Here is a 21,747-nt window from a genome sequence, read left to right as displayed (position 1 = left end):
AAACAATGACCGGGCTGAGGGCATAATATCGTAGGGGCAGGCCCCTGTGCCTGCCCTTCACCCTCTCCCCCTGGGTGGTGGCTGAGGCTCTCGAAGCCAGAGGGCCGGGGTGAGGGTATAGTTTCAGAAAAATTCAAACAAGAAATACGGCCACAATATAAGGAAATACACCATGACCAGCCAGCGCCCCAGAGAAGCCTGCGGAATCTTCGGTGTCCATCAGCATCCCGATGCCGCCCAGCTCTGTTATTTCGGACTCTACGCCCTGCAGCACAGGGGCCAGGAAAGCGGCGGTATTGCCGTCAGCCGTGACAAAACCATCCTCTGCCACAAGGGCATGGGGCTGGTTCCGGATATCTTCAAAAAACAGGAAATCCTCTCTCTGGGCGGTGGCACGGGCATCGGCCATGTGCGCTATTCCACCACAGGCGGCTCCAACATCCTCAATGCACAGCCCTTTGTGGTGCAGCACAAGGGCAGGCACTACGCCCTTGCCCACAACGGTAACCTCGTCAATGCCCATATTCTCAAACGGGAACTGGAGGATGAAGGCTCCATCTTCCAGACCACCATGGATTCGGAAATAGCCATCCATCTTTTCATCAAGAACCTGAAAAACGCCACTTTGGAAGAAGCACTGTCCCGCACGGCTCTGCGCCTCGAAGGGGCCTACTCCTTTGTGGCCTCCACCAGCCACGGGGAGCTCATCGGCATGAAAGACCCCAACGGCTTCAGACCCTTATGTCTTGGAAAACTCAACGGCCGCTATGTGCTGGCCTCGGAAACCTGCGCTCTGGATCTCGTGCAGGCGGAGTTCATCCGGGAGCTGGACCCCGGCGAGATTGTCATCATACATGAGGACGGCATCCGCTCCTTTAATCCCCATCCGGCACCCAAAAGGCATTTCTGCATTTTCGAGTACATTTATTTCGCCCGGCCGGATTCCACCATCTTTGAAAAAAATGTCTACGAAACCCGCAAGGCCCACGGCAAAGCTTTGGCACTTGAGGCACCGGTAAGGGCGGATCTGGTCATGCCCTTTCCCGACTCCGGCATGTATGCGGCCATCGGCTACGCCGAAGCCTCGGGCATTCCCTTTGAAATGGGCATGATCCGCAACCACTATGTGGGCCGTACCTTTATTCAGCCCACTCAGGAGATGCGGGATTTCAGCGTTCGGGTGAAGCTCAATCCCGTAAAGGAAGTGCTCCGGGGAAAGGACATCATTATTATTGAAGATTCCATCATCCGGGGTACTACGGCCAAAACCCGCGTCAAAGCCCTGCGGGAGCTTGGGGTCAACAAGGTGCACATGCGCATCAGTTGCCCGCCCCACCGCTTTCCCTGTGTCTATGGCATTGATTTTTCCAGCAAGGGCGAGCTGATAGCAGCCAGCAAAACCGTAGAAGAGTTAAGGGATTATCTGGGGTTGGATTCCCTGCATTACCTTTCCATTGAGGGCCTTGTGAAGGCCACGGGGATTGAAAAAAAGGGGGATGGGTTCTGCATGGCCTGCTTTGACGGGAAGTATCCTGTGAGTTTTGATTCAAGTCTTACCAAGGGGTGTCTGGAGGGGTAGGGGGAGTATGTGAAAATCTGTTCTTTTCAAATTTCAATATAAGGTGCCTTTTAAATCCGGTTTCTAACTTTGTAAAAAATAGTGCCCTTGATAAGTGTCTTGTTCTTTTGTAGGTTTTGAATTAGTGATCCCCGGCAAAGCCGGGGATTTGGAAGTTTACAGGACGAGTATTATTTAAAAAAAAGATATATGATATCCCAAAGAGATAATAAAATTGCATTCCAAAATAAATCTAAAAGAGAATAAAGCAAGTGGGTTTGATAACCTCCATCTAAGCTAATTAAAAGATTAGCTAATGATTGAAAAGGATGACATATAAAACCTATTATTGCTCCAATAAATATCATAAAAAAAGCAATAAAACCAGAAAAAAGCAGTAATACAATAGTTTTCATCCATTCAATGGGTCCTTCAGCCACTCTTGTTGAATGAATAATTTTTGCAGGAACGGAAAATATATATGAAACATTATATAAAACATTAGATACAGCATCAAATTTCATAGCAATTAAAAACTCTGGCTTGACATAAGGCTTGCCCGGGACACAAAAAAAGCTATAACATTTTTCCTTTTTTTCAGTATAATTAAAATTAGCAAACTGATATGAAATTACACCTCTACCTAAAAAAATGGCAGCTTTTCTTTTTGTAAAAGCATTATGTTCATTAAGAGGTGCTCCTTTATTACTAAGCTTTGCCCACTCATTTAAATCTTTAAAAATTGCGTGATTGTAACCACCTCTATTAAAATGATCTATTTTTTTCAATGCTACACTGTCTTGATTATTTTGACCGCTACCGAAAAATGATTGTGGAAAATAATGGTGGTATTGTATGTTTTCATAAAGATCTGAGTGGTATTCTTTGGGAGCATTATGGCTGCATCCAACAACAAAAAAAAGAGTAACGATAGCTAAGACAAAAGCATTCTTATTAAAAGTAATATTTTTCATTTTGCATTCCTCCTTAAAAATAACAAGCTAGATATATTTATAAAAGTTAAAAGCATCTTATTTTTCAACTAAAAAATACTTTATAAAAAACTCTTTTCCCACTCGGAGCAGATGAAAATAGCTGGTCTTTGCGATCAAATCTGAATGAATAGATACTTTGCCGCGTACGCTTCGGTTTTATTTGGTAAATAAATTAAGCTCTGTTGCATTTGACCAGTTCTCTGTAATTTGTCCATTCTTTTTACTGATTGATAACGAGGATAACGGTGTTGGAAAATAGAAAGCCAATAGATAAAACCCTTGGAAACCTTGTTTTTTCAACAAATAAAGACAGATTAAATGAGAATATATCACTATATATCCTTATCTATAAGCTTCCTCACCGAACACCCTTATTGGTCGATCAAACTCTTCTGGATTTATACGAGAAGGATGAAGAAAACCACCACCTTTGTTAATTCGAAGACAGAAAAGCTTTTCCTTCGAGATACCCTCGATGAGTTTGCTTGTTCTTATTTTATGCCCATTCCCACAGGCTAAAACAAAAATACTTACTCTTTCAGAAATTTTTTTTATATAGTGCGAATTTTTTATGTCTGTATCAAGAGTTTGCTTCTTTTTTTTTGGATCAGTTGAGTAGTGCGGATAGAGATTGAGGATATAGAAGCCGCCCCAGTTCCACTGTACCGCAAGATTATTACATTTAAACACTGTTTCATCATATAAAAGGTGGTCTGCTTTGGATGGGTTTGCGCACAGAAACGCTCCTACTTCTAATTCTGTATTCCAGATACGCTTGAGGACATAGCGATACTGACCACAATTAGATTTAATGGCTATAGAGATAACTCTGGACCGATCATGCTTCGGATTAGTCACGGGCTTCTCCAAGAGCTTATAGTTATTATTTTGTTCCATATAACTACCATTTCTTTGTATGTTAACCAGAAAATCAACCCTAATTAATAAAAATTAAACATATCAAACTTTTTAAAAAATGCTATCCTTTTTTAACCCTTTTTGGTGAAAGAGATTACTGCTTGATACCTTTTAGAAACGGCGGCCTTGTATTTCTTCCGGCAACAAATCCAGCATCGTACCCGCTTGAGTATCCTTTTTCATAGGCCGTAATAATATTCTGTAATTTTTCATCTTTTTTAATTTCTGCCTTAAATTTTTCCAAACAGGTATAGCAAATTCGGTCTTTATTGAAATTCAGTTTGTCCAGGCGTTCAAGTATGAAAGAATCTTTGGTGCAGGTTCTGTGCATTATTCCATGGCACATGGCACAGGTAACGGGCAGAGACAGGAGGTCAAAATCCTTTTTACAATTGGGGCAGACCTCTCCAAGATGCTTAATGGTCATTCTGAGTCCTCCCTTTTTTTGATGGTTGTTATTCTGTCATGTCCATTTCATAAGGCTTCATGTCTTTTAAAGCCCATAGCTTTCAGGCATACATGGAGTGCATTTTTTTAACCCTGCTGCCAAACGCCTCCCTCAGCTTTTCCGGCTTCATCACCTGAACAAACTCACCAAAACCCAGCAGCCACCAGCGAATCTGGGCCGTATCCAGCACCGTGGCTTCAACCTTCACCCTCAATTCATCATGGGGCGTGATGCGCTGATCTTCGGAAAGGGGGGTTTCAAAGAGATGGGTTGCCACGGATTTTTCCATCAGAAATTCAAGGGCCATGGGCTGGTTTCCCTGAAGATAGGTGAAGGCTCCGCTGTCAATGTAGCCCTGCATGGAAAAACCTTCGGGAACAAGACCCGGCTTCTCCAGAAGGGTTGCAGAAAGAAAGCGGTGCAGGGCAAGCTGGCGCACGTCCTCCATGCGCTGGTAGTCCCGCATGGTACAGACAAGGTAAATCACCGAATCCAGCAGCACGATACCCAGAGGGTTGATGGTGTAATCTGTGGAGGCTTCTTCGCCCCGTTTTCTATAGCTGGCCTGAATGCGTTTTCCATCCATAAGGCCTTCATAGACCGTATTCAGAATGGCGGCATCAATGTGGGGCGGTTTCAGGGGCTGGGTGCGGCTTAATATTTTCACCTTGTCCGGCCAGGAACGGAAGGATTCGGCCCGGACAGCATCCAGAATATTGGAAGCTTCACTGAAATGGGGCTCCAGAGTCTTCAGGGCCGCAGGAGGCATAACCGAATGGAGAAAAGCCTCTATCATGCGAAAAGAAAAGGCTGTGATCGGATTCATCTGGGGCAAATGGATGGCCTCTGCATTTATGCTCCAGAACCAGCCGTAGGGCTTTTCGTTGTCATTGCAGGCGATTGGAAAAACCCGCGAAAGCTCTTCCAGATCCCTCTGAATGGTTCTTCGATGAACCTCAATCCCTTTTTCCCGAAGTCTGCGTTCAAGGCTTGCCGTGTCTGTACATAGTGGCTCCCTTGGAAGCATCTGCAGAATAAGGCACTGGCGGTAGGTATTACCCATGAAATTCCCCTCAATGTGCACATGGACAGCGCAAGACCGCCTTTATGCAGGTGTGATGATTCTTCCTTGTAAACAAAAGCACCAAAAATGCCAAGGATGAAAACTCAGGCATTTTTTCTTAAAAAGAAGCATACACCAGACCTGCGACAGTTTCCGTCAGATCAATTCTTTTTTCTTTATTTTTTTTTGGGGGGGGGAGGGGGGCACAAAACCATGGCTGCAAAAATCAGCAGGAAACCCTTGCTCTTAACACATATCTTCTCATTTCAGGCCAGGCCATCCTCGGTTCCATGCTTCCTTGCTTTTGTAACTCCTGTTCCTCCGCTTTTTGGAGGTGTAGGGGGAGTATGTGAAAATCTGTGCTTCTCAAACCCTCAACACATGATGTTTTTCTAAAATCACTAAGAATATCTGCCAGCTTATCTGTTCAAAAATATTCTCACTGCCCTGCCTATGATGATCAGTACGACAACAGCAACAACAAGCTTGATCAACTGGCTGGCAGTCCAGAATAAGGCCTGAAAAATGATCACTCCCAAAGGAACAAGGATTGCCAGAGCTATTAAAACAAGGCATCCCAGAGAAAAATCCTTGAACATGCAGCCTCCTTCATTCAGCCACAGCTTACAGGTCTGATTGTTGTCAGGCCATGGTGCGAGCGGATATTTTAATGCGGGCAGACGCAAGACCTGCCCCTACGAATGCTTTTTACTTACCCTGTTTTGTAGGGGCACCCTTTACGGGTGCCCACCTGCCCTGAAGCCTGTTTACACCATCGACATGGTCAAACAGGGGTGTCGAAATTTTTGGATTCTATCGACACATAACACCATAGCACACGACAGGCTTCGTTCACACAGCCAGGCAACCTTGGGAGGCTGCGGATTCAGAATTGGATCTGTATATAAAAAAGCTGATACCTGCCAAAAATCTAAAATTCCAGAATCCCCTTTTTTAAAATTAAGGCCCGAATCAGCTGACAATTAGAATTGACAGGAGATCTTCTTGTGGTCACATTGCAATTATGTCAACAGCATCTGGAGGCTGAAATGGCAACTTTAATCAGAATCGGGAATTCAATGGAAAAATGGTGAATAAAAAAGTAGCCTGTCAGGAAGTATGCCCTTCCTGATAGGCTGTTTGCATATGCTGGTCCAGCGGGCAGGGAAAGTATAAAAAAGCTTGAAAGATTGAAATATCCTGACCGTTTCGGCCGGGTTGATTTTATCTGGAGGAACAATGAAGATTCAGAGTCTTGTATTGGAGGGTTTTCTTGGACAGGACAAAGCCATCCGTATAAATTTTAACGAGGATATCAATATCTTCACAGGAAGAAACGGCTCTGGAAAAACCACCCTTCTCAAGCTTTTATGGTATGTCCTGAGCGGCAATCTTTCACTTGCCATGAACGAAATTCCCTTTAAAAGAGCAGAACTGAAAACCTCTGAATATACATGCACCTTAGACCGGAAACGTCCCACCGGCAGGGTCGAAGTGCTTCACCATGGCAGCGGCGCCCGCTATCTCTCCGAGTTCTTGCATGATGGTGAAAGATATCTCCTTTCTGAAAAAGATCAGGCAGATACAGCCCTTTTCAATATAGGATCTTCCCTGTTTCTTCCCACATTCAGAAGAATTGAAGGGGGCTTTTCCATTGGCAGACACAGACCCGGTTCCAAAGAGCACCTGACGGACGATATCGGCAAATCCCTGTCTGCTTTTTCCAGACGACTGTCCAACGATAAGCATTCTCTGGTTTTATCCATAGGCACCCATGACATCGAAAAGTTACTGATCAAGGAGTATGCCTCCCGTTCCGAGGAGCTCAATTCCCTTAAGATGGGATATTCAGACAATTTTAAAAAAGCCATCAAAGACCTTGAAAACTATATGGTCGAGTTTAAAAAAGAATTCCACAAAACACAGAAGCGTAAAAAAAAGAATAGCAGCAATCCCCTGGCAGAAGAACCATCCATATCGCCGGTTGAAATGAAGCTGCTTGAAGCCGCCAAAAAAGAAATGGAAGAACTGGAAACATTCACAGAAAAAATCATGCAACCCTTTAATGTTATCAAAGAAATTGTTTCCAGCATCATGCAGCACAGCGGCATCAGATTAGACAGCACACTCACCATCGGTGAGGCGGCAAAGGCCATCCATTCGGAGTTTCTTTCTGCCGGAGAAAAACAGCTTTTCAGCTTTATCGCCTATAATTCCTTTTTTCAAAATGCCGTTATCCTCATTGATGAGCCTGAACTGAGCCTGCATGTGGACTGGCAGCGCCAGCTTTTTTCCATTCTCGTAAAACAGCAGTCTTCCAATCAGTTCATCGTTGCAACCCATTCTCCCTTCATCTACGCCAAGTACCCGGACAAGGAAACGCTGCTGGGCATGGATCATGGCAATGAAGGAGACCAGTAACATGCGCATTGCAGGAAGTCCCTATCCCGCATCTGTGGATGAAATCATGGCAACGCTCCGGCACTCCTCACTTCCCACCCTCATTGTTGAAGGGGGAGACGATGTGATTGTATACAGAGAAATCGAAAACCGTTTATCCCATATGGGAATATCGGTTTTTCCCGCCCATGGGAGGCCCAATGTGCTTGAGCTTTTCAGGCGCAGAAACGAACTTTCGGCCACGCTGAAGCTTGCCTTTGTCGCAGACAGAGACACTTGGGTGCATACGGGCATCCCGCGGGAATATTCCCAAAACTGCCTGATATTCACCCACGGCTATTCCATTGAAAATGATGTGTATGTGGATGGCCGCCTCTGGAAACTCTTGGGGAAAAAAGAGCGGTTCTGCCATGAACTTGCAGAAATCCTTGACTGGTACGCCCTTGCCTTATCCCGCCACCTTTCCGATCAGACGCTTTCCATCTCTGACCATGTAAACGCTATCCTTGATTGCAGCCATGAAAAGAAAGAAGAACGGCTTCGTCTGACGGAGGGTGAAGCCTGGCCCCATGCACTAAGGACGCTTCTTTGGAAAAAATACTTTTTCCTGCTTCGGGGTAAAACCCTGATGGCTTTGCTGATCCGGAACCTCAAGGGCCAGAAAATTCCTTACAACGATAAAGCATTGCTGCATAGCGTCTCCATCAGACCTGGCAAGTTTCTGAAAAAAATATCTTCCGATGTTGAACGCTGCTTTGAGACCATGGGGGTTGAAAGATAGCTCAAAACCTATTTTCTGCTCACATCATCGACACGGCCAAACAGAGATGTCGATATTTCTGGATTACATCGACACAGAAACATCTCCATAGCACACGCCAGGTATAGTTCACACAGCCAGGCAACCCTGGGGGCTGCGGATTCAGGATTGGGCCTGTGCATAAAAAGGCTGATACCTGCCAAAAGACGAAAGTTCCAGAATCCCCTTTTTTAAGACTGAGAGCCTGAATCAACAGACAATTACAATTGGCAAGGGGTCTTTTGTAGTCATATTGTAATTACATCAACCGCATCTGGAGGCTGAAATGGCAACTTTAATAAAAATAGGGAATTCACAAGGTATCCGCATTCCAAAGGCGCTCATTGAGCAGGCAGGGTTGGAAGAAAGGCAACTGGAGTTCAAAATCACAGACAACGGTCTCTTAATAAAGCCTGTCAAGGAAAACAGAGAAGGCTGGAAAGAGGCTTTTGATAAAGCCATTACATCAAAAGAAATGTTCGAATCGGACCAAGACTGGCTGGATGCTCCTTCGGTAGATAAAGGTCACTGGGAAATGGTGACCTGCAAAAACTCCTTATAAGATCCCTGCCTCCCGAACCCATGCGACACAGCTCTGGGCTATACATACCTGTCCTGCACTGTTGGGATGAACATCCAGTGCCAGATTGTCATAAAAACGGCCACCTCTGGCGTTCCACGAGGGATCTTTCAGCATGTCCTCAATGAAATAGCGGGTGTCCCCTGCCACATGGGAACAAAAGGATGCGATCTTTTCGGAAAGATCCAGGGGAATTTTCTGATCCGCACCGCAGGCCTCAAAGGGCGGAAGACCCAGCCAGACAACCCGGACACCTGCCCCCTTAAGGTCAGAAAACAGTCTTTTATAAAGAACAAAAAGCTCTTTTTCTCCCATGCCATAGGGCCAGCTCAGGGTTCCGTCACCATCATAATGATTGGCTCCGGCACAGACAAAAACCAGATCCGGCCGGTAGCGTTCCACAAGCCGGGGTGTCCGGGTAACCAGATCCGGCAGAGTGCCGCCGGGCAGGGCCATGGGATTAAAACCTCCTTCCGATACCACATCAAAACCGGTGAGGGCCTGAAAAACCTGCCAACAGGCAGCCTCCGGTGCCACGGCCCAGCCGTACAGAATGGAATCTCCCACAAAAGCCGTCCGTATTTTCCTGTCCTGCTGCATATTTTCTCCCAATAATCTTCTGCCATAAGGTCTTTTTCCACAAACAGACAATTTTCTATAAAGCCATCAATACAAAGAGTCACTTTATCTCAGAGACCTTCCTCTGGCAATAAAGCCCTGTTTTTTCTTTCCTGCATCGCTTTTGCCTGTTATCTTTCCGGCGGAGATCTTTTCATAAGGACGCTTATTGTGTATGCAGTCCTTGTTTTTCTGACATTTTCTCTAAAAAACATAACTTAAGTTAAATACAGCAAAAGGTATGCTTACTATACGATATACCCAAGGCTGAATGGTTTCACAGGTCTTTTAAGGATGGAATAAAAATGGATCGTTACGGAATCGGCATGGATACAGGCGGAACCTTTACGGATGCCGCTTTGATGGATCTGGATACAGGCAAGGTGCTGGCCACGGCTAAAACGCCAACCACGCATCAGGATCTTCAGCTATGTCTGGACAGGGTGCTGCAGCTTCTCAGCCAGAACGCAGACTTTGATGCAAAAAAAGTAACATTGGTTGCGGTTTCCTCCACCCTTGCCACCAACAGTATAGTGGAAGGTCAGGGAGCGGATGTGGGGCTTTTTGTCATTGGGCTGGACAAGCATCTGGAGCTGCCCGTTGCAGGTATCCGTCAGGTGACGGGCGGACATACTGTTACAGGAGAAGAGGAAACACCGCTGGATGTGGAAGGGCTGCTGGAGGGTGTTCTTTTTTTCCGGGGTAATGTGGATGCCTATGCAGTGATCTCCGCCATGAGTTTTGCCAATCCCACCCACGAAAAAGTGGCTGCCAAAGCCATTCAGCTGGTGGATGCCAAACCCGTATTCTGCTCCCACGAAGTCAGCGCCCGCCCCGGTTTTGATGCCCGTGCCGCCACCACCGTTCTGAATGCCCGCCTGATGCCGAAAATGCAGGCTTTTCTTGAAGGTGTTTCCCTTACCCTTTCAAAACACGGGCTGGAAAAAGGACTGCGTGTGGTATGCGGAGATGGCAGGTGCATGGATGCGAAAGAGGCTGTGCATCAGGCTGCCAGCACCGTGGCCAGCGGGCCTGCGGCTACGGCCTGGTTTGGTGCAGGTTTTTCGAAAAAAGGTCAGGCCCTGGTGGTGGACGTGGGAGGAACCACAACGGACATTACCCGCATCCGCAATGGCAGCCCCCTTGTCAATACCGAAGGCAGCCGCATTGGAAACTGGGAAACCCATGTGCCTGCCGTTTCCATGTATACGGTGGGTGCAGGTGGAGATTCCTTTGTGCGGACAGACAGAAAAGGTATGCTGATTGGCCCGGAAAGGGCTGTTCCCCTCTGCATGGCAGGGGATATCCCTCCGCCTTCGAAGTGGATGGATGGAAAAGAAAATGCTTCCTGCCTCCGGGCTGTGGCAGGAAGCGGTGAAGAAGATGTCATTTATAAACTTCTTCTCAGTCATGGTCCCATGGGGCGGGGAAGACTGGCAGAGCTTACGGGACTTCCGGATATGGTTTTAAAAGACCGTATGGCTGCAGGGCTTCAGAAGGGATACATAGAAAGCGTGGGCTTTACGCCTACGGATGCACTCCATGTGCTGGGGCTTCTGGATTTTGGCCTGAAAGAGGCCTCCCTTGAGGGTGCCAGCATCCTTGCCCGTGTTCTGAATATGAATGTGGAAGATTTCTGCAGGGAAGTGCTGGACCGGGTGGCGGCAGATATTGAAGATGCCATAATTGATTTTCTTGTGCGTCTGGAAACGGGGAAAAGTTTTTCAGCTTTCTGGCCTGACCGGAGAAAGCATGAAATCCTTGAGGCAGGCTTCCGGCTGAAGGGCCCTCTGGTGGGAATCGGGGCTGCGGCATCTTTCCTTTTACCGGAAGTAGCCCGGTCTCTGGGAACGGAGCTGATTCTGCCGGAACACCATGGTGTAGGAAATGCCATTGGTGCCCTTCGCATCGCCCTTGCGGCTGGGGAAGTGCAGGAAAATCCCACAGCCTGAAAAACAGCCAATTTTTGTAGAAAAATCAGGAAGGCCATGATGAGCCATCTATCTATGGATGATGTTTTATATTCAAAGGAAAATCTCTCCCGTGTTCTCGATAACCTGGACACGGGGATTGTCGCCCATGATACCGAACGCAGAATTTTTGTGTTCAACCGGGAGGCGGAGCGGATGACGGGCTTTCTGCGGGATGAAGTCATTGGAAAAGACTGTCATGAGGTTTTTGGCGCTCCCCTCTGCGGCAGCCGCTGCTCCTTTTGTGACGGCAGTTCCTTTGAAGGTGATCACAAGGCCTATCCCCTGAATCTGGTATCCCGCTCCGGTGAGGTTCTGCAGGTGGAAATGAGTGTTACTGCCATGAAGCGGTCAGACGGCTCCCTCTGGGGAGTTATGGCAGCCATGCGGGATGTGACGGATCTTTTCAATTTGCGTCTCCGGGCTGAGGATATGGGACGATTTTCCGGTATTATAGGAAATGATCCCAAAATGCTTCAGATTTTCCAGCAGATCCGGGACGTGTCCCAGTACGATTTTCCCGTACATATCACAGGGGATACGGGAACGGGAAAGGAGCTTGTGGCTGCGGCCATACACAATGAAAGCCCCAGATCCGCAAAACCCTTTGTTCCCATCAATTGTGGAGCCCTGCCAGAGGGTCTCATTGAGTCCGAGCTGTTCGGCCATGTGAAAGGCTCCTTTACCGGAGCTGTCCGGGATAAAAAAGGGCGTTTTGAACTGGCCGACGGGGGAACTGTTTTTCTGGATGAAGTGGCTGAGCTTTCCAAATACATGCAGGTAAAACTTCTGCGTTTTCTGCAGGAAGGCACCTTTGAGCGGGTGGGTGGAGAACAGACCCTGCAGGTGAACACCCGGATAGTATCCGCAACCAACAGGGATCTGAAAAAAGAGGTGGCAAAGGGAGATTTCAGGGACGATCTTTACTATCGCCTGAATGTGGTGCCAATAAAGCTGCCCCCCCTTAAGGAAAGGCGCAATGACATTGCCCTTCTGGCCCACCACTTCATGGAGGAGGCTGCCCGGCAGTATCCCCACACCTCGCCTAGAATTTCCAGGGAAGCCTTAGGCATGTTCATGGATTATTCCTGGCCCGGCAATGTCCGTGAGTTGCAGAATGCGGTACGCTTTGCCATAGTAAAATCCGGCGGAGGCGAAATAGGACCTGTGGATCTGCCCCATGAGATCCGGGGTGAAGTGGAGCTGAAATCCCGAAGAGGCCCCGCCCGCAAGCTGGAACCGGATACTGTGGCCCAGGTGCTTCTACGTACCGATGGAAACAAGGCCAAAGCTGCCAAGCTCCTTGGGGTAGGCAGGGCAACCCTTTACCGCTTTCTTAGGGATTATCCGGATCTGTATACAGGCTCATAACAAAAAAGCCTGCTTGAAAGGAGATGTCCATGGGATTTATTTCAGGATGGATAAAAAAACTTTCCGGAAAAAACGCTGCTGAACCGGGTCTTTCGGGCAGCAGCCGGGGCAATAAAACATCCGCTGCGTTTTCTGCTGCGCCTTCTTCAGACACCCGGACAAAAGGAGCTTACACCATGAAGGAACCGGATCAGAACAAGCCAGATAATGTAACCCTGTACTCCCTCAGTACCTGCAGCCACTGCAAGTCCACCAAGCAGCTTCTCAGTGAATGCAGTGTGGCATATTCCTTTACGGACGTGGATACGCTGGATCAGGAAGAACGGGCACTGATTCTGAAGGAGCTTCGTGAACTCAATCCCCGATGCTCCTTTCCGACTGTTGTGATAAATGACAAGGTTATTGTGGGATTCCGTGAAAATGAAATCAGGGAGGCGCTGGGATTCTGATGACAATGACATCTGAAAAACTCTATGAAATGCTGAAAAAAAACCAGGAAGCAAAGGGCTATTTCTTTTCAAAACATAAAGAGCGGGTCATGGAGCTTCTGGAGGCTTTGCTGCATAACAAGGAGCGTTATGGCTATATGGCCTGCCCCTGCAGGCTGGCTTCCGGAGACAGGGAAAAGGATGCCGATATTCTCTGCCCCTGTGTTTACAGAGAGCCGGATGTGACGGAGTTTGGCAGCTGCTACTGCAACCTTTATGTTTCTGAGGACTGGAATCAGGCTAAGATTCCCGAAACTTATGTCCCCGAACGCAGGCCTGTGGAAAAAATGTTCTGATCCTTTTACCTTTTTGAAATTATCAAAACCCATCCTGTACCGTACACCTTTCCTGCCATTGGAGGTGTGCGGTTTTTTTTGCCTTGCTTCCGGGAAAAAGGGAGCGTACAATTATTCCATCTGAAAACAATACCCTCTGACCTGAACTGACATCACAGAAAAAACAGCCTTTTTTCTGTAACTAAATTCAAAACATAAAGTAACTTCAAAAGTTACTTTATGACAAAACGTCGTAGCAGGGCGTTATACTCCAAGCGGTCAACCGTGAAACATTAATGGGTTTTCTGTAGGGGCAACCCCCTATGGTTGCCCAAAACCAGGGCAGGCACGGGGGCCTGCCCCTACAATATCGTTTCAAGATTGCCCCATGTATCAAGAATGACCATGCGGAGTATAGCTGCTACTCAGTACATTTTTTTAAGTGTCATACCTGTAAGACAGATGCGCAGGCAACGATACAAAGCTGCTGCATTTTACAGAAGAAACCCTCTGTGCCAGAGGCGGTACGGAAGGCCTCAATCATGAGCCAATATTTTTTTATATCTTTTTTGGGAGGAGGTGGCCTTATGCTAAAATCTTTGAAAGTATTGAGTGTTCTGGGTCTGACTTTTTTTCTTACCATAGCTGTATCTTCAGCAAACGATGAAGTATGGCAGTCCATCTTCAACAATATTCCTGCTGAAAAAGAAATAAAGCAGGGAGTCTGGCAGAAGGGGTCCCTTTACAATGCCAGTGTGGATTATAGAATCAGTGGCGGTGTGGATGGTAAGCTAAGCGACACAGACACCATCAATATGACTGTGGAAGGCAGGGGAATTTCTCCCATCTCTTTTATCGGTAACAAGACGCAACTTACTGAATGGGCGGAGGAAAACAAAACAACACTTTTCAAGGCTGTTTTCGGCAATGCCCCGGATTTGGCCACCAGCGGCAGAACCAGCTCCCAGTCCTTGGCCCAGTCAGCTTTTATGTCCTCCATTTACATGGCACCCAATGTCAGTTCCCATCATAGCGAAACAGGTGTCGGGGATTCAGGAACCGTTTCTTTTATTCCCATATCCAACAAGGATATCATCATTTCCGGCCAGCATGACCGCATGGAGATAGGTTCAGACAGTGCTACGGGCAAGAGCGGAATCATGGCCTATGAATGGCGCTTCGGAGAATCCCTGGCCCATTCCGGCGGCATCACCATTCCCTACAGGCAGCTTGAAATCGATGACAATATGAATACGGAATACCACCATGCGGCCTTCATGCCCTTTTTCAAAAAACGCTGGTACCAGCCCAGTGGTGTTGTGGAATGGATGGTAAATGCCACCCTTGGAGTGACCTACCTGAAATCCAGCGTGTTCACCGACGGTGGCGGATATTTAGAGTATGGATGGGGAACCGGGGTGCGTTATTCCCATGCCCTTACACCCAATGCCATTGTCAATGCAGGACTCATGTATCAGGGGCTGAAAAAAGAAATTCCCAACGATTTTGTACCAGAGGAGGTTCGCTGGATTTCCGATGCCCTGAATGATCTGCCATGGGAACACAACATCACTCCCTCGGTGGGTGCCATCATGAATTTCATGGATGGCAGGCTGACCCTGAAGGGTGAGATTTTCCGGGTGCATCAGGTACAAGATGATGTGATGGATGGGTATGAGAACCAGACCGTTGTATTTGGTATGGGGACATATCAGGCAACATCCTGGTTCAGTTTTTCACTGGGATATAAGGAATCCTTTGAGCTGAAGGATATTACGGACAAATCCTATCTGATCGACTTCAAAATAAGCTGGTAAGAAAAGGGGCTGATCAAGGGAAAAAACAGCCATACGCTGTTTCTTCTATTAATATCAGCCCCGAAATTTTTATAGGGTATCAATAAAAACAGAAACCAGCTCAAAACGATCCACATCCACAAGGCCCCTGTCCGTGAGTTTCAGGGAAGGAATCACGGGCAGGGAAAGAAAACCCAGGGTCATGAAGGGATCGGCAAGGGGGCAGCCCAGAACCTTTGCCTCACGGATAAGGGCATTCATCTCCGTCTCAATGGTTTCCATGGGGGCTGTCGACATCAGTCCTGCAATGGCAAGGGGAAGGGATGCCATGACACGGCCTCTGCTGACAACAGCCATGCCTCCTTTCATTTCAATAACAACCTCTGCCACTGCCTTCATATCCTCATCATTGTCCCCGGCCACAATAAGGTTGTGGGAGTCATGCCCCACACTGGAGGCCAGCGCCCCGTCCCTTATACCCAGCCCACGGACAAAGGCAATACCGCACCCTGCCTTTCCCGTATACCGCTCCACAACGGCCAGCTTGACAATATCCCTGTCCGCATCTGCCACAGCCATACCCTTTTCAATGGCAGCAGCCATAACAAGACTGCCCGTAACCACCTGCCCGGGAACCACATCAATGACACGAATGTTTTCTGCTTCTGCCTTCAGGGAAAAATCCAGCTGTTCGGGTCTTATCTTCATGGATTCCGGAGGAGGCGGTGTGTCTGGTAAAACCAGATCCGAAACCAGTCTGCCCTTTTCTGCCACACACTTTCCCTGAACGTACACGGCTTCAATGTGAAATGCTTCCAGATCCCCTATGATTACAAAATCCGCCCGTTTTCCCGGTGCTATGGCTCCCCTGTCCTTAAGTGAAAAATATTCCGCAGGATTAAGGGTTCCCATCTGTATGGCCATCACAGGATCAATGCCTTCGGCAATGGCTCTGCGGATAATGTCATCTATGTGACCTTCATGGACAAGATCGTGGGGATGGCGATCATCGGTACACCACATCATTCTCCGGGCCGTCTGCTCATTCAGGGCTGGCAGCAGGGCATCAAGGTTCTGGGCGCAGGTGCCCTCCCGTACCATGATGTGCATACCGCCCCGCATTTTTTCCAGAGCTTCTTCCGCTGTGGTGCACTCATGATCCGAAGAAATACCCGCAGAAAGGTAGGCGTTCAGAGCTTTACCGGAAAGTCCCGGAGCATGACCATCCACAGGCTTTGATCTCCTGTGAGCATCTCTGATTTTGTCATGCACTCCTTTATCCCCTAAAATAACACCGGGGAAATTCATCATTTCAGCCAGAGCCAGGATACGGGGATGATAAAAAAAAGGAGCCAGATCAGATGCCTGCAAACTGGCCCCTGCAGTTTCCATATGGGTGGCAGGAACACAGGATGGCAGGGTGAAAAACAGGTCCATGGGCTGATTTTCACTGGCTTTCAGCATGTACTGTATACCTTCACTTCCCAGCACATTGGCAATTTCATGGGGATCTGCGGCCACCGTTGTGGTGCCTCTGGGGAGTACTGCTTTCACAAATTCCGAAGGTGAGGCCATGCTGCTTTCAAGGTGAACGTGGGCATCTATAAAGCCGGGGGCTATATGGCGTCCCCCCAGTTCAATGGTGTTGATGGCCTCATAATCCCCGAATCCAACAAAACGCCCCTGATGAATGGCAAGGGATGTTTCAAGGATCTCTCCCGTATAAACATTGATGATCCTGGCCCCTGTAAAAAGAAGATCCGCCGGGACATCTCCCCGGGCCACACTCATCCATTCCTTATATTTTTCCATAAATTCCGCCTTTTTATAATTCTTTCTGCCTTATCCATTTTTCCACCATGGCCTGAAGAGCCTCAGGCCTGGCCGGCTTGGTCAGTACATCATCCATTCCGGCATCCAGACAGGCCTGCCTGTCCTGGGGAGAAGCGTGGGCGGTAAAGGCCACAATGGGAGTAAGGGCCGCCTCTTTTCCGCAAAGACCTTCCCGGATTTTGCGGGTGGCTGTGAGTCCGTCCATCTCCGGCATCTGTACATCCATCAGAATCAGATCATAGCTCTGCTTTTTAAGTTTTTCCAGCGCTTCAATGCCATTTTCGGCAAGATCAGGAGTATATTCGTTTATTTCAAGAAGTTTCATGGTTATCTTCTGATTGATGATATTGTCTTCCACCAGAAGAATGAGGGGCTGCTTTCTTTTATTCTGTTCTGCCTGAAACTGCCTTTGCCCCTTGTTTTTTTCTTCCACAGGCCTGACCTCTCTGACGGGAATTTCACAGATGATCCGTGTTCCTTTTTCCGGAAGACTCCGGATACGCAGATTTCCTTCCAGTTGTTCCGTCATCAGATGGATAAAGGCCAGCCCCAGCCCCATGGTACTCTGATTCTCTTCTCCACCCTTCATGCTGTGGGGGGCTTCAAAGGCATGTGCTATTTTTACTTCATCCATACCGCAGCCCGTATCCGCTACCTCCATGACAAGCCAGAGCATGTCTGCTATGTTTCTGCATCCCAGAAAAACATCTATGGAGCCTTTTTCTGTAAACCTAAGGGCATTATCCAGAAATTTATTGAGAATCCGCTTAAAAAAACGGACATCCCCCTGTAGAAAATCCGGCAGGTTGCGTGTTTCAAAATGAAATTCAAGGCCCCGGTTTTCTGCCCAGACACTGTAGGATGCACAAATTTCAGAACCTGCTTCCTTAGGTGAAAAAATATCCTCCTGGGAAACCCACTGCCCTTCGGCCAGCTGTATATAGTCTTGAATATCCTCCAGAACGCCCTGCATACGCCCCGATGCTTCCCCAAGAGTTACGGATGCCTCTGTCTTTTCAGTAAGCAGGTGCAGTCCACCCAGTATGGCATTCATAGGGGTTCTAAGGCTGTGGGTCATATGACGAAGGAACTTTAAGTGGTGACTGTCCGAAAGATTCTGGTTCTGACGGGCTGTATTCAATTCCGTTTTAAGCCTGACCTCACGACTTGTATCTCTGGCCACACAGCGGAATCCTGAAATACGGCTCTGTCCGTCTTCTCTGGGAGAAAGGCTCAGTCGCACAGACACAATATCCTCATCGGGTTTTTGCAGGTCCAGGGAAAGAATGGCTGTACCGCCAACATGGGCTTTGCTTTCCATCTGTTTTCTGAGAAGTGTGGCATCATCCACATTCAGCCAGCAGAAAAAACGATTGGCCCTGATTTCAGAAGGGTGCCTTCCGGTAATACGGCATAGAGCCGTGTTAAAATACTGGATCCGGCCTTCAAGATCCAGTTCAAAGCAGGCATCCTCAACTATCTCCAAAAGGTCCCTGTGCTGTTTTTCAGTCATGCGCAGGGTTCTTTCGATTAGCTGCTGCTGCTCCAGAAGCCTCTCGGCTTCTCTGGCTTTTTCATTATAAATTCTGGTTCTTTCCTCTACCCGTAATTCCAGATCCGCATTCAGGCCATCCACTTTTTTCCGCTGTGCTTCCATCTCCATGTTGGAAAGATAATCCCTGTAGGATGCCGTCTCCATGACATAGGCACCGATCATGCTGCCAACATACCCGCAGAAAAGTTGAAGGGCATAGGCAATCACCAGGGTCTTTTCCATGGGCAGCCATGGCGTGGAAAGCAAAAAAGCAATAATAATAAGAGCACCCGTAATGCCTGCCCAGAAGAAAAATAGCCGGAACAGGCTGTATCCCACAAAAATGACCAGCAGAACACCGAACATATAATGGGATAAGCCATGGGCATCATGGGCAAGGGTTACCATTAGGATCATGCTCAGGGAGCAAAGAAAAATAAGGAAAGCAACGATGGGTTCAAAATGACGCTGCACCCATTTTACTCTGAAACTGCAGCCAAGAACCAGAAAAGCCAGAGGAAGAATAAGAAGATAACGGATGGAAAGGATAATGAAGAGTTCTTTTTTTTCCAGAAGTGCAACATCAAGGAGACCGAAGATTCCGTAAAAAAAGATGCCAAAGGCAATACCCATGCGCCGGGCAGGCAGAACCTTTTCATTGAAAAAGGATAAAAAAGCCCTTGCTTCAAGGCATTTATCCTGCTGGCTTACGTTTTTTGAAGTCAGGGAGGGGATCACAAAAAACCTCCGGAATCTTTAGGGGCAGGGCTGTTTTGGCCAGAGAAAAATGGAGGTTTCTTTTTGACCACAGCAGCAGAGCGTGAGCAGGGAGAAGTTTCTTGTATTTCAGTACAACATTATAAATTTATCTTGAAAGGGTAAAAAAATCAAGGAATTCTGAAGATAAATCAGGATGATCGCTTATAAGAATAAGATCTCTCTTGGCATCTCCCCAGGTCACAAGCATCCATTTCTGATATTTACCTTAGATTCCTTAATTTTATGATTCTTTCCGCCTTAGCCATTTTTCCACCATGCTCTGCAGACCCTCGGGCCTGGCCGGCTTAGTCAGCACATCATCCATTCCGGCATCCAGACAGGCCTGTCTGTCCTGGGAAGAAGCGTGGGCGGTAAAGGCCACAATGGGAGTAAGGGCTGCCTCTTTTCCGCAAAGGCCTTCCCGGATTTTGCGGGTGGCTGTGAGTCCGTCCATTTCCGGCATCTGTACATCCATCAAGACCAAATTATAGCTCTGCTTTTCAAGTTTTTCCAGCGCCTGAAAGCCATTCTCCGCAAGGTCAGGGGTATATTTCTTTATTTCAAGAAGTTTCATGGTGATTTTCTGGTTGATGATATTATCTTCCACCAGAAGAATAAGGGGATACATTTTTTCATTCCGCTCTTCCTGAGAGAGCCTTTGGACCTTGCTTTTTTCTTCCACAGGTCTGGCTTGCCCCTGTCCTTCGGCCAGCTGTATATAGTCCTGAATATCCTCAAGAACTCCCTGCATATGTTCTGATGCTTCTCCCAGGACCAGGGAAGCTCCGTTCTCTTTAAGCAGGTGCAGGCCACCCAGTATGGCATTCATGGGAGTTCTCAGGCTGTGGGCCATGTGACGAAGAAATTTTAAGTGCTGATTTTCCGAAAGATTCTGATTCTGCCGGGCCGTATTCAGTTCTGTTTTAAGCCTGACCTCACGACTGGTATCCCTGGCCACACAGCGAAATCCTGAAATACGGCTCTGCCCATCTTCTATGGGAGAAAGGCTCAGCCGCACAGACACAATATCCTCATCGGGTTTCTGCAGGTCCAGTGAAAGAATGGCTGTACCGCCAACATGGGCTTTGCTTTCCATCTGTTTTCTGAGAAGTGTTGCATCATCTACATTCAGCCAGAAGAAAAACCGGTTGGCCCTGATTTCAGAAGAGGGTCTTCCGGTAATGCGGCAGAGGGCCGTGTTGAAATACTGAATCCGGCCTTCAAGATCCAGTTCAAAGCAGGCATCTTCAACTATTTCCAAAAGATCTCTGTGCTGTTTTTCCGTCATGCGCAGGGTTCTTTCCACCACCTGCTGCTGCTCCAGAAGCCTTTCGGCTTCTTTGGCTTTTTCATTATAAATTCTGGTTCTTTCCTCTACCCGTAATTCAAGACCCGCATTCAGCTCATCCACCTTTATCCGCTGTGCTTCCGTTTCTTTCCGGGAAAGATACTCACTGTAAGATACAGATTCCATGAAATAGGCACCAATGATGCTGGCCACATACCCGCAGAAAAGCTGAAGGGCATAGGTCGTCACATGGTTTTTTTCCATGGACATCCAGGGCGTGGCAGCAACAAAGGAAATAAGAATCAGAGCACCCGTAATACTCGCCCAGAAAAAAAAGAGCCGTTGCAAGCTGTATCCCACAAAAATAACCAGCAGAATACCAAACATGTACAGGGACAAGACATGGACATTCTCCACAAAGACCACCATGAGAATCATACTCAGGGCACAGAGATAAAGAAGAAATGAAACAATGGGTTCAAAATGACGCTGCACCCATTTTACTTTAAAACTTAAACCGAGGGCCAGAAAAGCCAGAGGAATAACGACAAGGTATCGGATGGAAAGGATAATATACAATTCTCTTTTTTCCAGAAGGGCCGCATCCAGAAAACCGGAAATCCCATAAAAAAAGATGCTGAAGGCCACGGCCATACGCCGGCTTGGCAGAATCTTCTCATTGAAAAAGGATAAAAAAGCCTTTGCTTCAAGGCTTCTTTCCCGCTGGTTTATATTTTTTGATGTCAGGGAGGGTAACATAAAAAACCTCCGGAATCTTTAGGGGGCGAGGCTGGTTTGGTCAGAGAAAAATGGAGGGCTCTTTTTGACCACAGCAGCAGAAAATTGAGCAGGGAGAAGTTTCTTGTATTTTAGCGTAACCAAATAAAATTATCTTGGGAGGATAAAAAAATCAAGGAATTCTGAGGACAAGCCGGATATGAATAGTTACGACTGTTATTTTATAATCGTTCAGTGCATTTTGTGGCGAATATCAAACATTTCATTTTTTATCAATTTATTCAAGCCCTTGATCCCTTGCAGGTGGAGCATAAGG

Annotated in this window: 18 protein-coding genes; 9 read left to right on the top strand and 9 right to left on the bottom strand. The window is 47.3% G+C overall.

All coding sequences use genetic code 11. The features are described 5' to 3' along the window. The first annotated feature begins 172 nt into the window (after positions 1-172). On the top strand, positions 173-1,579 hold the full coding sequence (gene purF, locus FIM25_RS05860; protein ID WP_139447259.1) for an amidophosphoribosyltransferase: 1,407 nt from the start codon (positions 173-175) through the stop codon (positions 1,577-1,579). Between the two features lie 170 nt (positions 1,580-1,749). On the opposite strand, the gene FIM25_RS05855 is transcribed toward purF, so the two are convergent. From FIM25_RS05855 to FIM25_RS05835, 5 genes are all read right to left on the bottom strand, one after another. Further along, the gene (locus FIM25_RS05855; protein WP_139447257.1) at positions 1,750-2,532 is read right to left on the bottom strand and encodes a hypothetical protein; all 783 of its coding nucleotides are present in this window, start codon (positions 2,530-2,532) and stop codon (positions 1,750-1,752) included. 363 nt (positions 2,533-2,895) lie between these two features. After that, the gene (locus tag FIM25_RS05850; protein ID WP_139447255.1) at positions 2,896-3,450 is read right to left on the bottom strand and encodes a DUF1643 domain-containing protein; all 555 of its coding nucleotides are present in this window, start codon (positions 3,448-3,450) and stop codon (positions 2,896-2,898) included. A gap of 115 nt (positions 3,451-3,565) precedes the next feature. Further along, entirely contained in the window at positions 3,566-3,898 is a 333-nt protein-coding gene (locus FIM25_RS05845; RefSeq protein WP_139447253.1) for an FYVE zinc finger domain-containing protein, read from the bottom strand. Positions 3,899-3,980: 82 nt separating this feature from the next. Continuing rightward, entirely contained in the window at positions 3,981-4,982 is a 1,002-nt protein-coding gene (locus FIM25_RS05840; RefSeq protein ID WP_139447251.1) for a helix-turn-helix transcriptional regulator, read from the bottom strand. Positions 4,983-5,401: 419 nt separating this feature from the next. Next, entirely contained in the window at positions 5,402-5,581 is a 180-nt protein-coding gene (locus FIM25_RS05835) for a hypothetical protein (protein ID WP_139447249.1), read from the bottom strand. A 640-nt stretch (positions 5,582-6,221) separates the two neighbouring features. Here FIM25_RS05835 and FIM25_RS05830 point away from each other — a divergent pair. The 3 genes from FIM25_RS05830 (at position 6,222) to FIM25_RS05820 (ending at position 8,743) form a co-directional block, all read left to right on the top strand. Beyond that, on the top strand, positions 6,222-7,403 hold the full coding sequence (locus FIM25_RS05830) for an AAA family ATPase (protein ID WP_139447247.1): 1,182 nt from the start codon (positions 6,222-6,224) through the stop codon (positions 7,401-7,403). After that, complete coding sequence (locus FIM25_RS05825) at positions 7,387-8,163, top strand: DUF4435 domain-containing protein (protein WP_179953190.1); 777 nt, start codon at positions 7,387-7,389, stop codon at positions 8,161-8,163. Before FIM25_RS05830 ends, FIM25_RS05825 begins: the two co-directional genes overlap by 17 nt. A 304-nt stretch (positions 8,164-8,467) precedes the next feature. Beyond that, complete coding sequence (locus tag FIM25_RS05820; protein WP_139447243.1) at positions 8,468-8,743, top strand: AbrB/MazE/SpoVT family DNA-binding domain-containing protein; 276 nt, start codon at positions 8,468-8,470, stop codon at positions 8,741-8,743. Here FIM25_RS05820 and FIM25_RS05815 read toward each other — a convergent pair. After that, positions 8,738-9,361, bottom strand: coding sequence for an SGNH/GDSL hydrolase family protein (locus tag FIM25_RS05815; protein ID WP_139447241.1), 624 nt, complete (start codon positions 9,359-9,361; stop codon positions 8,738-8,740). The two genes, FIM25_RS05820 and FIM25_RS05815, sit on opposite strands and share 6 nt — an antisense overlap. Positions 9,362-9,684: 323 nt before the next feature. On the opposite strand from FIM25_RS05815, the gene FIM25_RS05810 reads away from it, so the two are divergent. The 5 genes from FIM25_RS05810 (at position 9,685) to FIM25_RS05790 (ending at position 15,300) form a co-directional block, all read left to right on the top strand. Continuing rightward, positions 9,685-11,331: a hydantoinase/oxoprolinase family protein gene (locus FIM25_RS05810; RefSeq protein ID WP_139447239.1), complete on the top strand. Its 1,647-nt coding sequence runs from the start codon at positions 9,685-9,687 to the stop codon at positions 11,329-11,331. A 36-nt stretch (positions 11,332-11,367) separates the two neighbouring features. After that, positions 11,368-12,720 carry a sigma-54 interaction domain-containing protein gene (locus tag FIM25_RS05805; RefSeq protein WP_246052033.1) on the top strand — a complete coding sequence of 451 codons (1,353 nt, stop codon included), beginning with the start codon at positions 11,368-11,370 and terminating at the stop codon, positions 12,718-12,720. Positions 12,721-12,749: 29 nt separating this feature from the next. Then, the gene (locus FIM25_RS05800) at positions 12,750-13,169 is read left to right on the top strand and encodes a glutaredoxin family protein (RefSeq protein ID WP_342774328.1); all 420 of its coding nucleotides are present in this window, start codon (positions 12,750-12,752) and stop codon (positions 13,167-13,169) included. A gap of 5 nt (positions 13,170-13,174) precedes the next feature. Next, positions 13,175-13,504, top strand: a complete 330-nt coding sequence (locus FIM25_RS05795; RefSeq protein ID WP_139447431.1) for a ferredoxin-thioredoxin reductase catalytic domain-containing protein — start codon at positions 13,175-13,177, stop codon at positions 13,502-13,504. Positions 13,505-14,070: 566 nt separating this feature from the next. Beyond that, positions 14,071-15,300 carry a hypothetical protein gene (locus FIM25_RS05790; protein ID WP_139447235.1) on the top strand — a complete coding sequence of 410 codons (1,230 nt, stop codon included), beginning with the start codon at positions 14,071-14,073 and terminating at the stop codon, positions 15,298-15,300. A gap of 69 nt (positions 15,301-15,369) precedes the next feature. Here the strand turns inward: FIM25_RS05790 and ade are convergent, their stop codons facing one another. The 3 genes from ade to FIM25_RS05775 form a co-directional block, all read right to left on the bottom strand. After that, on the bottom strand, positions 15,370-17,091 hold the full coding sequence (gene ade / locus FIM25_RS05785; RefSeq protein ID WP_139447233.1) for an adenine deaminase: 1,722 nt from the start codon (positions 17,089-17,091) through the stop codon (positions 15,370-15,372). Positions 17,092-17,104: 13 nt separating this feature from the next. After that, positions 17,105-19,384: a response regulator gene (locus FIM25_RS05780; protein WP_139447230.1), complete on the bottom strand. Its 2,280-nt coding sequence runs from the start codon at positions 19,382-19,384 to the stop codon at positions 17,105-17,107. A 262-nt stretch (positions 19,385-19,646) separates the two neighbouring features. Further along, positions 19,647-21,452, bottom strand: a complete 1,806-nt coding sequence (locus FIM25_RS05775) for a response regulator (protein ID WP_139447228.1) — start codon at positions 21,450-21,452, stop codon at positions 19,647-19,649. Positions 21,453-21,747: the final 295 nt, after the last annotated feature.

Origin of the sequence: Desulfobotulus mexicanus, assembly GCF_006175995.1 — a bacterium.
Classification (GTDB): Bacteria; Desulfobacterota; Desulfobacteria; order Desulfobacterales; family ASO4-4; genus Desulfobotulus; species Desulfobotulus mexicanus.
Note: the sequence above shows the minus strand (reverse complement) of the source record. Positions and strands in the feature narration are given on the sequence as shown.